The organism is Actinomycetospora termitidis (assembly GCF_030286555.1).
GTDB classification, from domain to species: Bacteria; Actinomycetota; Actinomycetes; order Mycobacteriales; family Pseudonocardiaceae; genus Actinomycetospora; species Actinomycetospora termitidis.
Genome location: NZ_JASVWF010000004.1, coordinates 262,191 through 276,380, shown reverse-complemented (window position 1 = coordinate 276,380; position 14,190 = coordinate 262,191). Strand labels below are relative to the sequence as shown.

11 protein-coding genes are annotated in these 14,190 nt (G+C 71.7%); 2 read left to right on the top strand and 9 right to left on the bottom strand.

What is annotated here, in order from left to right:
* Window positions 1-6: 6 nt before the first annotated feature.
* From QRT03_RS19530 to QRT03_RS19510, 5 genes are all read right to left on the bottom strand, one after another.
* Entirely contained in the window at window positions 7-1,266 is a 1,260-nt protein-coding gene (locus QRT03_RS19530; protein WP_286054686.1) for a multidrug effflux MFS transporter, read from the bottom strand.
* Window positions 1,236-2,468 (bottom strand): esterase/lipase family protein, encoded by a 1,233-nt coding sequence (locus QRT03_RS19525; RefSeq protein ID WP_286054685.1) that lies wholly within the window; start codon window positions 2,466-2,468, stop codon window positions 1,236-1,238. Before QRT03_RS19525 ends, QRT03_RS19530 begins: the two co-directional genes overlap by 31 nt.
* Window positions 2,469-2,488: 20 nt before the next feature.
* Window positions 2,489-4,276, bottom strand: a complete 1,788-nt coding sequence (arc, locus tag QRT03_RS19520) for a proteasome ATPase (RefSeq protein WP_286054931.1) — start codon at window positions 4,274-4,276, stop codon at window positions 2,489-2,491.
* A 146-nt stretch (window positions 4,277-4,422) separates the two neighbouring features.
* Complete coding sequence (locus tag QRT03_RS19515) at window positions 4,423-5,358, bottom strand: tRNA (adenine-N1)-methyltransferase (protein WP_286054684.1); 936 nt, start codon at window positions 5,356-5,358, stop codon at window positions 4,423-4,425.
* A gap of 113 nt (window positions 5,359-5,471) precedes the next feature.
* Window positions 5,472-6,359, bottom strand: a complete 888-nt coding sequence (locus tag QRT03_RS19510) for a DUF559 domain-containing protein (RefSeq protein WP_286054683.1) — start codon at window positions 6,357-6,359, stop codon at window positions 5,472-5,474.
* A 298-nt stretch (window positions 6,360-6,657) separates the two neighbouring features.
* Between QRT03_RS19510 and QRT03_RS19505 the strand changes: the two genes are divergently transcribed.
* A complete protein-coding gene (locus QRT03_RS19505) occupies window positions 6,658-7,596 on the top strand; it encodes a RecB family exonuclease (RefSeq protein WP_286054682.1) in 939 nt (312 codons plus the stop codon).
* The gene (locus QRT03_RS19500) at window positions 7,593-8,423 is read left to right on the top strand and encodes a thioesterase family protein (protein WP_286054681.1); all 831 of its coding nucleotides are present in this window, start codon (window positions 7,593-7,595) and stop codon (window positions 8,421-8,423) included. The genes QRT03_RS19505 and QRT03_RS19500 overlap by 4 nt, the downstream gene beginning before the upstream one ends.
* 18 nt (window positions 8,424-8,441) lie before the next feature.
* Here QRT03_RS19500 and hisG read toward each other — a convergent pair whose 3' ends face one another.
* From hisG to metH, 4 genes are all read right to left on the bottom strand, one after another.
* Complete coding sequence (gene hisG, locus QRT03_RS19495; RefSeq protein WP_286054680.1) at window positions 8,442-9,425, bottom strand: ATP phosphoribosyltransferase; 984 nt, start codon at window positions 9,423-9,425, stop codon at window positions 8,442-8,444.
* Window positions 9,426-9,475: 50 nt separating this feature from the next.
* A complete protein-coding gene (locus QRT03_RS19490) occupies window positions 9,476-9,739 on the bottom strand; it encodes a phosphoribosyl-ATP diphosphatase (protein ID WP_286054679.1) in 264 nt (87 codons plus the stop codon).
* Between the two features lie 121 nt (window positions 9,740-9,860).
* Window positions 9,861-10,532: an HAD family hydrolase gene (locus tag QRT03_RS19485; RefSeq protein WP_286054678.1), complete on the bottom strand. Its 672-nt coding sequence runs from the start codon at window positions 10,530-10,532 to the stop codon at window positions 9,861-9,863.
* On the bottom strand, window positions 10,525-14,070 hold the full coding sequence (gene metH, locus QRT03_RS19480) for a methionine synthase (RefSeq protein WP_286054677.1): 3,546 nt from the start codon (window positions 14,068-14,070) through the stop codon (window positions 10,525-10,527). The genes QRT03_RS19485 and metH overlap by 8 nt, the downstream gene beginning before the upstream one ends.
* Between the last annotated feature and the right edge of the window lie 120 nt (window positions 14,071-14,190).

The following is a 14,190-nucleotide window of genomic DNA, read 5'->3' as shown; positions in this document are numbered from 1 at the left end:
CCGACCCTAGTTGTCCCCCGCGCCCGCTGCCCGCGTCGCCCGGCGCCACAGGGCCGTGAACGTGAGCAGCGCGACCAGCGTGGCCCCCGTCATCGTGAGGCCCATCGGCAGGGCCGTGCGCCCGCCGCCGAGGCCGACCAGCGGCGCCGCGAAGCCGCCGACGATGAACTGGGCGGTACCGAGGAGGGCCGAGGCGCTGCCGGCGTGCTCGGGGTGGTCGGCGAGGCTCAGCGTGGTCGCGGCGGGGAGCGCCGTCCCGACCCCGCACACCGTCACGAACAGGCCCACGACGACGCCCCACACGCCGAGCCCGAGCGCCCCGCCCAGGACGGTGGCCGAGCCGACGACGGCGATCGCGAGGCCGAGCGGGACCATCCGCTCCGGGCGCACCCGCTCGGCGCCGACGAGGCGCCCGGAGAGTTGCACGGCGCTGACGATCCCGACCGAGTTGATCGCGAACACCCCGCTGAACTCCTGCGGCGAGAGGCCGTAGAGCCCCTGCAGCACGAACGTCGAGCCGGAGATGTAGGCGAACATCGCGGCGAAGCCGAAGCCCGCGGCGGCCACGCACGCGAGGACCTTGGCGTCGGCGAGCAGGACGCCGAACGCGTGGCGGGTGGTCCGCCATCCGCCGGAGCGCCGTCGCTCGGGCGGCAGCGTCTCCGGGACCGCCAGCAGCACCCCGACCAGCACCAGGGCCCCGAGCGCGGCGAGGACCACGAACACGCCGCGCCACGACGTGAGCTCCAGCAGTTGGCCGCCCAGCACGGGCGCGACGATCGGCGCGACTCCGGAGACCAGCATCAGCGCCGCGAACGCCCGGGCGGCCGCGGCCCCCTCGTACAGGTCCCGGACGACCGCCCGGGCCACCACGATCCCGACGGCGCCGAACAGTCCCTGGCCCAGGCGCAGCGCCACCAGGGTCCCGACGTCGGGTGCGGCGGCACACGCCGCCGAGAGGACCACGAACCCGACGGCGCCGACGATCATCGGCCGCCGGCGTCCGAGGACGTCGGAGAGCGGCCCGGCGACGAGCTGGCCGACCGCGAGGCCGACGACGCACGCGGTGAGCGTCAGGGCCACCAGGGAGGCCGACGACTCCAGCTCGACCGTGATCGCCGGGAGCGCTGGCAGGTAGGTGTCGATCGACAGCGGCGCGGCGGCCGTGAGCGCGCCCAGGACGGCGGTGCGGGCGAGTCCGCCGCGTCGGGAGCCCTCCGGACGCTGCGGGCCGGTCACCGCCCGTCGTCGGGAACGCTCAGCCACCGCAGGAGGTGCTCGTGGATCCGCGGGTCGTTGAGGAGGTGGAAGTGGTGCGACGACGGGATCGTCTCGACGTCGGTGATCGCGCCGCGGGCGGAGTCCACCGGGACGAGCAGGTCCCCGAGGATGTTCGCGAGCGGGTGGTGCGCGCTGGCGGTCAGGCAGGCGGCGACGCCGTGGTGGGTCGACGAGGCGAGCAGCGGGACCTCGCTGTCCGAGACCCCGGCGACGAGGTCGCGGATGCCCGCGGAGCGGCGGTCGAGGAACTCGCCCCAGGAGCGGGACCGGGCGTAGCGGCTCAGGCGGGAGGCCAGCTGGTCCACCCGGTGCGCCAGCGGCGCGCCCTCGTGGGGCGATCCCAGGTAGACCATGCGGCGCACGGCGTGCACCCACGGCTCCCCCGCGACGACCGCGGCGTGGCACGCGTGGCGCAGGACCAGCCCGCCCATGGAGTGCCCGACGAGGTCGAGCGTGCGGATCGGCTCCGGCCAGGCGTCGAACAACTCGGCCAGCAGCACCGAGAGCGCGGCGCCGTTGTGGGCGATGCGCAGGCCGGTGTTGTAGCGCAGCAGCAGCGGGACGGCGCCGATGCTCGAGGCGATGCGTTCGGCGTAGCCCTCCCCGGCGGAGTCCTCGTCGGCCAGCCGCCAGGCGTGCTCGGTCTCCCCGAGGCCGTGGACGAACAGCACGACGTGGCCGAGGTCGCGGTCGGGGTGGTCCTTGACCTGGATGTCGTCCAGCCGGAGCCGGGCGTGCGGGTCGGTGTCGCTCGTCGTCGAGGTGTAGAGCGCCATCGGGACCGCGAGGTCGTTGCCGAGGGCGACCATGTGGTCCCCGACGAGGCCGTTGACGGCACCGGCGAGCACGGCGCCCGCCGGGCGGGACGTGATCGGGGTCCACTCCGTCCTCCCGGAGGCCTCCCGGTAGATCTCGGCGGCGAGCCCGACCCCGCGTCCCGCGGCGTGGCCGATGCCGCGCACGGCGGAGTACACGCCGGCGCTGATGCCGTCGTGGAGCACCTGCGCCGGCTTCGACGCCGGGCCGAGGCCCACCTTGCGCAGGGCGCCGAACACGGTGTCCGAGATGGCGCGGTGCGTGCCCTCGACGGGACGGGAGACGATGTCGACGGCCTCGGACGCGACACCGGCCGCCCCCCGGACCTCGTTGCGAGGCGCGGGAAGCGGCCGGTGCTGCTCGTCCGTCATGCTGGCGACGGTACCCGGTACTACAGGTACTGACCCGTGTTGGACGCGGTGTCGATCTCCTTGCCCTGCGTGGCGCCCTTGCCGGTGACGAGCGTGCGGATGTAGACGATCCGCTCGCCCTTCTTGCCGGAGATCCGGGCCCAGTCGTCGGGGTTGGTCGTGTTCGGGAGGTCCTCGGACTCGGCGAACTCGTCCACCACGGCGTCGAGCAGGTGCTGCACCCGCAGACCGGACTGCTTGGTCTCCAGGTGCGACTTGATGGCCGACTTCTTGGCCCGGCCCACGATGTTCTCGATCACCGCACCGGAGTTGAAGTCCTTGAAGTACAGGACCTCCTTGTCCCCGTTGGCGTAGGTGACCTCGAGGAACCGGTTGTCGTCGGTCTCGGCGTACATCCGCTCGACGACCCGCTCGATCATGCCGTCGAGGCACGCCTGCCGGTTGCCGCCGAACTCCTCGATGTCCTCCTCGTGGACCGGCAGGCCCTCGACGAGGTACTTGCCGAAGATGTCGATGGCCGCCTCGGCGTCGGGACGCTCGATCTTGATCTTCACGTCGAGTCGGCCCGGACGCAGGATCGCGGGGTCGATCATGTCCTCGCGGTTCGAGGCGCCGATGACGATGACGTTCTCGAGCCCCTCGACACCGTCGATCTCGCTCAGCAGCTGGGGCACGATCGTCGTCTCCACGTCGGAGCTGACGCCGGAACCACGGGTCCGGAAGATCGAGTCCATCTCGTCGAAGAACACGATCACCGGCGTGCCCTCGGACGCCTTCTCGCGCGCCCGCTGGAAGATCATCCGGATGTGCCGCTCGGTCTCGCCGACGAACTTGTTGAGCAGCTCCGGGCCCTTGATGTTGAGGAAGTGCGCCTTGATGTCGCGGCTGTCCTCACCGCGCTGCTCGGCGACCTTCTTCGCCAGCGAGTTCGCCACCGCCTTGGCGATGAGCGTCTTGCCGCACCCGGGCGGGCCGTAGAGCAGGACACCCTTCGGCGGGCGGAGCTGGTACTCGCGGAACAGGTCCGCGTGCAGGAACGGCAGCTCCACCGCGTCGCGGATCGAGTCGATCTGCCGGGAGAGGCCGCCGATGTCGGTGTACGCGACGTCGGGGACCTCCTCGAGGACGAGCTCCTCGACCTCGGCCTTCGGCACCTTCTCGTAGGCGTAGCCCACCTTGGTGTCGATCATGAGCGAGTCGCCCGGCTTGAGCTCCGGGGCGTTCTCGTCGAGCAGGGAGTCCGCGAGGTGGATGACCCGTTCCTCGTCGGCGTGCCCGATGATCAGGGCCCGGTTGCGGGTCCCGTCCTCGTCGACGAGCACCTCACGCAGCGAGCAGACCTCGCCGATGCGCTCGTAGTCGCCGGCCTCGACGACGGTGAGGGCCTCGTTGAGCCGCACCGACTGACCGCGCGTGAGCTCGGCGGCCTCGACGGCGGGCGAGACCGCGACGCGCATGCGCCGGCCCGACGTGAACACGTCGACGGTCTGGTCCTCGTGCAGGGTCAGGAAGACGCCGTAGCTCGACGGCGGCTGCGCGAGACGGTCGACCTCCTCGCGGAGCGACACGAGCTGCGCCCGCGCCTCCTTGAGGGTGTCGGTGAGTTTGTCGTTGCGCTCGGTCAGTTGGGACACCCGCGCCGCCGAGTCCGCGAGCCGCTGCTCGAGGATTCGCGTGTGGCGCGGGGACTCGGTGAGTTTCCGACGCAGCAGTGCGACCTCTTCTTCGAGGAATCGCACCTGTGCCGCCATGTCCGCCGCGCCTCGGTCGCGGCCCTGGTCGGATCGGCCCCTGGGGTCGTCGTTCATCGTCACGGCGCCCTCCTCCCGCTACTCCGTGGCGTCACCGTACCCGTGAACACGGGTGTCCGTGGAGTAGCGAGCCGGTGACGGACTTCTCCCGCCGGCCACTTGATTTCCTCACCCTGCGTGGTTCTTGCGTGTTCAGAGGAGGGCTAGCGACTCCGGGTCGGGCGACGTTGCACCCGCGGTGGGGTGACCCCGTCGGCGAGCCTCCGCGCCGTCACGAGGAACGCCGTGTGGGCGATCATCCGGTGCTCCGGGCGGACCGCCAGGCCCACGCTGTGCCACGGCCTGACCAGCGATTCCCACGCCTGGGGCTCGGTCCAGCCGGCCTGGTCGCGCAGTGCCTCGGTGAGCGTGGAGAGCTGCGTCGTGGTGGCGACGTAGCCGACCAGCACGCCCCCGGGAACCAGGACGTTCCGGACGGTGTCGAGCACCTCCCACGGTGACAGCATGTCGAGCACGATGCGGTCGAACGTGCCGGTGGCGTCCTGGACGTCCCCCGCGTGGAGCGACCAGTTGGACGGGTGCTCGCCGAAGAAGCGGACCACGTTCTTCTCGGCGTGCTCGAGGTGGTCGTCGCGGATCTCGTAGCTGGTCACGCTGCCCTCGGGGCCCACCGCGCGCAGCAGACTGCACGTCAGCGCGCCACTGCCCGCCCCGGCCTCCAGGACGTTCGCGCCCGGGAACACGTCGCCCCACATGACGATCTGCGCCGCGTCCTTCGGGTAGATCACCTGCGCGCCGCGGGGCATGGCGAGCACGTAGTCGGGCAGCAGCGGGCGCAGGGCGAGATAGGGCGTGTTGGCCGCGGAGTGCACGACGCTGCCCTCGGGGGCGCCGATGAGCTTGTCGTGGGCGATCGCACCGCGGTGCGTGTGGTAGCTCTGCCCGGGCTCCAGGACGAGGCTGAAGTGCCGGCCCTTCGGGTCGGTGAGCTGCACCCGGTCTCCGGGGAGGAACGGCCCCGACCGCGCGGGCCCGCGGACCTCGTCCTCGTTCCCGACGGCGGGGGTGGTCGCGTCGGTCGGGTCCGCATCGGCGGTGCTCGGCGCGTCGTCGGGTCCCTCGGCGGTCGTGTCCTGCACGACGGGCCACCCTAGGCGGCGCCTCGTCGGCGCTTCCGGCCCGGCCTCCCCGGAACATGATCACGACTTCGGTGGCAACACGCGCAAGATCTGCTGCGACTCGCCGCCGAACTTCAGATCATGGTCGACCGACCCTGCGCGACGAGGGCCTCGCGGACGTTGCGGACGAAGGCCTCCGGGGTCTCGCGCAGTTCGAACCAGTTCGTGCGGATCACGACCCACCCGTCGAGCACCAGGGCGTTCTGGCGGCGGGCGTCACGGAGGAAGGCGCGGAGGTCCCGGTGGTAGGCCCAGCCGTCGATCTCGACCAGCACCTTCTGCTCGAGGAACGCGAGGTCGAGGACGGCCTGCCCGTAGCCCCTCAACCAGAGTTCATGGTTCGCGATCCACCCTCCGATCCCCGCCACCCGGAGCATCCGGTGCGTCTTCCGCTCCGCCTCGGACCGCGCTCCGCCCCCGGCGAGGACGAGCAGCCGGAACGCCAGGGCGGCACCGTGGCGGCCGGCAGTCCGCCGGTGCACGGCGCGCATTGCCTCCAGGCTCACTCCGGCCTGGAGCGCCTGGTCCATGAGCTTCGCCCCGACGAGCAGCCCCAGGGACGCCACCGCGGCGAGGACCGTGGCGGGCTTCTTGGTCACCGCGACCCCGTCCACCACGACCCGGTCCTCGGGAGGAACCGCTCGTCGGAGGATGCGGACCCCCTTCCGCGACCGAGGTTGGGACGAGTGGTCCACGGCGACCTCGACATCGGCCGGCGGGATGTCGGTGAGGTGCCACCAGAAGGCGGCCGACTGCCCGATCAGCGTGCACTCACCGCCCAGCGACAGGACCGCCGCGCGGACCCGGGAGCGTGGGGTCACCGGGTGGTCGGCCGCGCGCAGGACGCCACTCAGGTCCCGCTCCCACTCCCCCTTCGCCACGCGTGCCGCGATCTGGGCCCGGGTGAACCCCGCGTCCTTCGCCTGCTGCACGCTGAAGACCCCGTCCTGAGCACGGATCACGGCGCGGATTCGTTCGTCCCTCTGGTTCGCAGTCACATGGGCTCCGACGCACCAGGGGCAGGCGCGGCTCCGAGAATCCGCGGCCGCCGGACTTCGGCGGCGAGTCGCGTCAACGCTTGCGCGTGTCGCCGCCGAGAAGTCGATCAAGGTGCGGGAGGCCCGGGTGAATCGGGTGGGCCCGGGACGACGCGACGACGGTGCGCCGGCCCGGGTCGCCCGTGGCGGCGACGCCGAGCCGCCCGCTCAGCGCCGTCGAGGAGGACCGAGGTTGTCAGGGGTCCGTCGTAGCGTCCGCGGCATGATCGAGACCAGCACCGCCGTGCCGGCCGCCACCGCGTCCACCACCTCCCTCGCCCCCGACGTCCCCGCGCCCCGCCCGCCACAGGACGCCCCCCGCCCGGTGACGCCGCGGCGACTCGAGCCGGTGCGGCCCCGGCGCCGGCCGGCGCTGTCGCCGTCGCGGGCCGGGGACTTCAAGCAGTGCCCGCTGCTCTACCGGTTCCGGGCGGTCGACCGGCTGCCGGAGCAGCGCAGCGCGGCGCAGGTGCGCGGGATCGTGGTGCACGCGGTGCTGGAACGGCTGTTCGGGCTCGACCCGCCGCGGCGGGTGCCCCTCCGCGCCCACGCCCTGCTCGAGGAGGTGGCCGGCGAGCTGGGCGCGGAGGACCGCGCGCTGCTCGGGGACCTGACGGGCGCGGCCGCCCTGGTCGACGCGTACTTCGCGATGGAGGACCCCCGCCGGCTGCACCCCGAGGCGTGCGAGGTGTTCCTGGAGACCGAGCTGGACTCCGGTGTGGGGCTGCGGGGGTACGTCGACCGGCTCGACGTCAGCCCGGAGGGCGACGTGCGGATCGTCGACTACAAGACCGGCTCGGCGCCCCGGGAGGTGTTCGAGGCCCGCGCGCTGTTCCAGCTGAAGTTCTACGCGCTGGTGCTGCTGCGGGCGCGGGGCGTGCTCCCCCGCCAGCTGCGGCTGATGTACCTCGCCGACGGGCAGAGCCTCACCCACTCCCCCACCCGCGGCGAGCTGGAACGGTTCGAGCGGACGCTCGTCGCCCTGTGGACGGCGATCCTGCGTGCGGCCCCGAGCGGCGACTTCCGGCCCAATCCGGGCCGGACGTGCACGTGGTGCTCCCACCAGGCAGTCTGCCCGGCGTTCGGTGGGACGCCTCCGGACTACCCGGGCTGGCCCGACGGCGAGCACCCCGACGAGACCGTGGAGACCAGGCCCCCATGAGTGCCCCCGTGCCCGAGCCCTACTTCCGCCTGCTCGACGAGGACCGCGCGGAGGGCACGAGGGTCGAGGCCTCGGCGGCCACGGCCGGCCCGTGGTTCGCGGACGCCCAGCACATGGGGCCGCCGAGCGCACTCCTGATCCGCGCCCTGGAACGGCGGTCGGGCCGGGCGGACCTGCGCCTCGCCCGCGTCACGGTGGAGGTGCTGGGCAAGGTGCCGGTGGCCGAGCTGGTCGTGCGCGCCGAGGTGACACGCCCCGGCCGCACCATCGAGCTGGCCACCGCCGAGCTCGCCGCCACCGACCCCGCGTCCGGCACGCTGCGCCCGGTGGCGCGCGCCCACGGCTGGTTCCACGGGGTCGGCGACACGACGGAGGTCGTCACGGTGCCCGGCAGCGCGATGCCGGCGATGCCCGGGCCCGACGCCGGGACCACGCGGGACATCCCCGACGGCTGGCTGCCCGGCTACCTCACCTCGGTCGACTGGCGCTGGATCGAGGGCGGTCTCGACCTGTCGGGACCCGGCCGGGCGTGGGGGCGGATCAAGGGACAGGTCGTCGAGGGCGAGGAGCCCACACCCGCCCAGCGGCTCGCCGCGGTGGCCGATTCGACGAACGGGTGCGCGAGCCGCCTGGACCTGCGCGAGTGGTTGTTCGTCAACACCGACCTGACGCTGCACCTGCACCGCGAACCGGTCGGCGAGTGGACCGGCCTGGACGCCGACAGCGTGATCGGGCCCGAGGGCACCGGCACGGCGTACTCGGTGCTGCACGACGAGCAGGGGCCGGTCGGCCGCGCCGCCCAGGCGCTCACCGTCCGGCCCCGGTAGAGCCCGCGAGAGGAGGCCTCAGCGGCCGGCGACGCCCATCCGTGCGACGGCGGGGTCGGCCGAGGACGGCGACTCGGCCGGGGGCGGTGCGGCGCCCGGCATCGAGCTGACGCCCCCGGTGCCGGGCAGGACCGCCCGGCACGACTGGAGCGACGAGGTGACGATGCCGGTGCACCCGAGGTCGGCCAGCTCGTCCATGACGTCGTTGACGCGGCTGCGCCGCACCATGGACCGCACGGCCACCCAGCCGTCGAGCGAGAGCGGGGCGACCGTGGGCGACTGCACGCCCGGGGTCACCTGCACCGCGTCCTCCTGGACCTCGATCGGGCAGTCGTAGTCGAGCATCACGTACTGGCGGGCGAAGACCACGCCGCGGAGCCGCTCGATGAACCGGAACTTGGCCTTGGTGATCTCCGGGGCGTCCGGCTGCTGGTCGAACTTGGCGTTCCGGTCCACGATCACCGCCTCGGAGGCCAGGATCGGGTCGCCGATCGGCTCGAGGCCGTGCTGGGCGAGCGTGCGGCCGGTGGAGACGACGTCGGCGATGGCGTCGGCGACCTCCAGCTCGATCGAGACCTCCACCGCTCCGTCGAGCCGGATGACGTCCTTCGCCGAGATGCGCTGCTGGGCGAGGTTGGCGCGCACCAGGCGCGGGAAGGAGGTCGCGATCCGCTTGCCCGCGAGGTCCTGCACCGTCCAGTTCTTGGCGATCGGTGCGGCGTAGCGGAACTGCGAGTTGCCGAACCCGAGCTTGAGCACCTCGTTCACCGAGGCCGACGACTCCTCGGTCAGGTCGTGCCCGGTGATCCCCAGGTGGAGCTGCCCCTCGGAGACGTAGGTCGCGATGTCCTTGGGCCGCAGGTAGAAGAACTGCACGCTGTTGGCGTGGTCGTGCAGGGACAGGTCACGGTTGTCCGACCGCTGCCGGTACCCGGCGTCGCGCAGCATGCGGGACGCCTCCTCGGCGAGGGACCCCTTGTTCGGGACGGCGACGCGGAGCATGGCTCTCTCCTGGCGGGCACCGCACCGGACGCGGTGCCCTGTTCGATGGTCTAGAGGTACTTGTACACGTCTTCGAGGGTCAGCCCGCGGCCGAGCATGATCACCTGCGTGCGGTAGAGCAGCTGGGAGATCTCCTCGGCGAGCTTGTCGTCGGTCTCGTGCTCGGCGGCGAGCCACACCTCGCCGGCCTCCTCGAGGACCTTCTTGCCCTGCGCGTGGACCCCGTCGTCGAGGGCGGCGACCGTGCCCGAGCCCTCGGGCCGCTCCCGTGCCTTGGTGCTGAGCTCCTCGAAGAGCTCGTCGAACGTCTTCACGTTCACCGATGGTTGCATCATCGTGTCCTCCCGGCTGCACCGGAGGCGTGACCTGCTCCGGACGGTCCTCGGCGATCGGCGGGGGGTGAGAGCCGACCGGCCGCCGACTACTCCGAACGACTTAGTGCACGTTGGCTGTCAGGAGCAACCGTACGTCGCTCATCGTGAGCCCCTCCAGCGAGTCCCGGGCCACCCGCCGTTCCCCCGCAGGCACCGGCGGGCCGGCCGGCACCACGAGCACCGTCGCCCCGGCGGCGGCGGCCGATGCGGTACCGGTGGCCGAGTCCTCCACCGCCACGCACGACGCCGGGTCGACGCCGAGCAGGTCGCACGCCCGGCGGTAGGGCGCCGGGTCCGGCTTGGTCGCGCTCACCTCGTCGCCGCAGACGGTGACGTCGAACCACTCGCGCCCGATGGTGTCCAGCGCGACCTCGGTGAGCGACCGGTACGTGCTGGTCACCAGCGCGGTGGCCACGCCGGACGCCCGGACGGCCGCGAGCGCCTCCCGGGCCCCGGGGCGCCACGGCAGGCCCTGGGAGAACACCTCGTGGGTGCGCTCGATCAGCCACCGACCCGCGGAGTCGACCGCGGCCTCGTCGTCGGGAAGACCGACCTCACGCAGCACCGTGGAAGCGGTGCGGCGCAGGCTCGAGCCGGTCAGCTCCTCGCGCGTGGCCGCGGACAGCTCGCCGCCCAGGTGGACGGCGAGCTCCGCCATGGTGATCGACCACAGGCCCTCGGAGTCGACCAGCGTGCCGTCCATGTCCCACAGGACGGCCGCGACGTCAGGCATTGAAGTACTTGGCCTCCGGGTGGTGGACCACCAGCGCGTCGGTCGACTGCTCCGGGTGCAGCTGGTCCTCCTCGGAGAGCTCGACACCGATGCGGCTCGGGTCGAGCAGCTCCACGATCTTCGCGCGGTCCTCGACGTTCGGGCACGCCCCGTAGCCGAGCGAGTAGCGGGCGCCGCGGTAGCCGAGCTTGAAGAACTCGTTCACGTCGGCCGGGTCCTGGTCGGCCATCGTCGACCCGTCGGCGAACGTCAGCTCCTCGCGGACGCGGCGGTGCCAGTACTCCGCCAGCGCCTCGGTGAGCTGCACGCCCAGGCCGTGCACCTCGAGGTAGTCGCGGTAGGAGTTCTCGGCGAACAGCGTGTTCGCGAAGTCCGCGATCGGCTGCCCCATGGTCACGAGGTTCATCGGCATGACGTCGACGCTGCCGAGCTCGGTGGCCTCCTCGCGGGTGCGGAAGAAGTCGGCCAGGCACAGGCGCCGGTCGCGCTTCTGCCGCGGGAACGAGAAGCGGTGCAGCTCCTTGGCCTCGGGCTTGGCCTCGTCGAGCACGACGACGTCCTGGCCCTCGGAGATCACCGGGAAGTAGCCGGCGACGACGGCGGCGTGGGCGAGGATCCCCTCGGACTGCAGCCGGTCGAGCCAGTAGCGCATGCGCGGACGGCCCTCGGTCTCGACGAGCTCCTCGTACGAGGGCCCGTCACCGCCCTTGGAACCGCGCAGCCCCCACTGCCCGAAGAACGTCGCGCGCTCGTCGAGCAGCGCGGCGAAGTCGGCGAGCCGGATTCCGCGGACGACGCGGGTGCCCCAGAACGGCGGCTGCGGGACCTCGATGCGACGCGCGACGTCGGAGATCGCGTCCGGGTCGAACGCGGGCCTGTCGTCGCCCGCCTCGGCCTCACGCTTGGCCTTGATCCGCTCGGAACGCTCGCGGCGCTCCTTGCGCTCGGCCGCCTTGGCCTGCTCCTCCTCGGAGGGACCCTCGCCGGTCATCACGGAGTCCATCAGGCGCAGGCCCTCGAACGCGTCCTTCGCGTACCGGACGTCGCCCTGGTAGATCTCGCCGAGGTCGTTCTCGACGTAGGAGCGGGTCAGCGCGGCGCCGCCGAGCAGCACCGGGAACTTCTCCGCGACCCCGCGGTCGTTCATCTCCTGCAGGTTGTCCTTCATGACCACGGTCGACTTGACCAGCAGTCCGGACATCCCGATCGCGTCGACCTTGTTCTCCTCGGCGGCCTCGAGGATGGCGTTGATCGGCTGCTTGATGCCGATGTTGACGACGTCGTAGCCGTTGTTCGACAGGATGATGTCGACGAGGTTCTTGCCGATGTCGTGGACGTCGCCCTTGACCGTCGCCAGCAGGATCTTCCCCTTGCCGGAGTTGTCGGTCGCCTCCATGTGCGGCTCGAGGTGCGCGACGGCGGCCTTCATCACCTCGGCCGAGGCGAGCACGAACGGCAGCTGCATCTTGCCGGCACCGAACAGCTCGCCGACGGTCTTCATGCCGCCGAGCAGGTCGGAGTTGATGATCTCGAGCGGGTCCTTCTCCTGCATCCCGGCGTCGAGGTCCTCCTCGAGCCCGTTGCGGTTCCCGTCGACGATGCGCTGCGCGAGCCGCTCGAACAGCGGCATGGCTGCGAGCTCCTCGGCGCGCTGGTCCTTCGAGGACTGCGCGGACACGCCCTCGAAGAGGTTCATGAAGTGCTGCAGCGGGTCGTGCTTCTCCCGGCGGTCGTAGACCAGGTCCAGCGCCGCCTCCCGTTGCTCCTCGTCGATCTGCGAGAACGGCAGGATCTTCGAGGCGTTGAGGATCGCGGTGTCGAGACCGGCGTCCACGCACTCGTTGAGGAAGACCGAGTTCAGCACCTGGCGCGCGGCCGGGTTGAGGCCGAACGAGATGTTGGAGAGCCCGAGCGTCGTCTGGACCTCGGGGTAGCGCTCCTTGAGCTGCTTGATCGCGTTGATCGTCTCGATGCCGTCCTTGCGGACCTCCTCCTGGCCGGTGGAGATCGGGAAGGTCAGGCAGTCGATGATGATGTCCTCGACCCGCATGCCCCAGTTCTCGGTGAGGTCCTCGATGAGCCGGAACGCGACGCGGGTCTTCCACTCCGCGGTGCGGGCCTGGCCCTCCTCGTCGATGCAGAGCGCGACGACGGCGGCCCCGTGCTCGCGGACGAGCCGCATGATCTTCTGGAAGCGGGAGTCGGGCCCGTCGCCGTCCTCGTAGTTCACCGAGTTGATCGCGGACCGGCCCCCGAGCTGCTCGAGGCCGGCCTCGAGGACCTCGGGCTCGGTGGAGTCCAGCACCACGGGCAGCGTCGAGGCGGTCGAGACGTCGTGGGCGAGGCGGTCCATGTCCGCCGTGCCGTCGCGTCCCACGTAGTCGATGCAGAGGTCCATCCAGTGCGCGCCCTCGCGGGTCTGCGCCTTGGCGATGTCCACGCACTTCTCGTAGTCCTCGTCGACCATCGCCTCGCGGAAGGCCTTGGAGCCGTTCGCGTTGGAGCGCTCGCCGATCATCAGCAGGCCGGCGTCCTGGCGGAACGGCACCGACTGGTACATCGAGGAGATGCCCGGCTCGGGCTTCGGGTCGCGCGTCGCGGGCGTGAGGTCGCGGCAGGTCTCGGCGAGCGCGCGCACGTGCTCGTTGGTGGTGCCGCAGCAGCCGCCGACGAGCTGGAGGCCGTAGTCGGTGACGAACGAGGCGCAGTAGTCCGCGAGCTCCTGCGGCTGCAGCGGGTACTCCGGGCCGTTCGGGCCGAGCTCGGGCAGGCCGGCGTTCGGCATGACGGTGACCGGGATGCGCGACTGGCGCGACAGCGCGCGGAGGTGCTCGCTCATCTCCGCGGGACCGGTGGCGCAGTTCAGGCCGATGCCGTCGATGCCCAGCGGCTCGAGCGCCGTCAGGGCCGCCGTGATCTCGGAGCCGACCAGCATGGTGCCGGTGAGCTCGACGGTGACGTGGCAGATGACGGGGACGCGCCGGCCGTACTGCTCCATCGCGCGGTAGGCGCCGAGGATCGCGGCCTTGGACTGCAGGAGGTCCTGACAGGTCTCGACGAGGATCGCGTCGGCGCCGCCCTCGAGCTGGCCGAGCACCGAGTCGACGTAGGCGTCGCGCAGCTTCGCGTACGGCGCGTGGCCGAGCGTCGGGAGCTTCGTGCCCGGCCCGTTGGACCCGAAGACGAACCGGGGACGGTCGGTCGTCGAGTACTCGTCGGCGGCCTCGCGGGCGATCTTCGTCCCGGCGAGCGAGAGCTCGTAGATGCGCTCCGGGATGTCGTACTCGTTGAGGTTCGGCCAGTTCGTGCCGAAGGTGTTCGACTCGATGACGTCGGCACCGGCCTCGAGGTGGCCCAGGTGGACCTGCTTGACGGCGTCCGGGCGCGACACGTTCAGGATCTCGTTGCAGCCCTCCAGATCCTGGAAGTCCTCGAGGGTCAGATCCTGATCCTGCAGAGCCGTCCCCATCGCGCCGTCGCCGATGAGAACGCGGGAGTGCAGGGCGGCCAGGAAGGGTGACTCACTCGGGGTAGTCATCACACGATCGTAACGTGACCAATGGGTCAACTCGCTGACCTGCGAGCCTCGTCACGACCCGTAAGCTGGGGCGGTGTCCGCCTCAGACGAGCCCGGTCTCCCTGCTCACGACCTGAACGA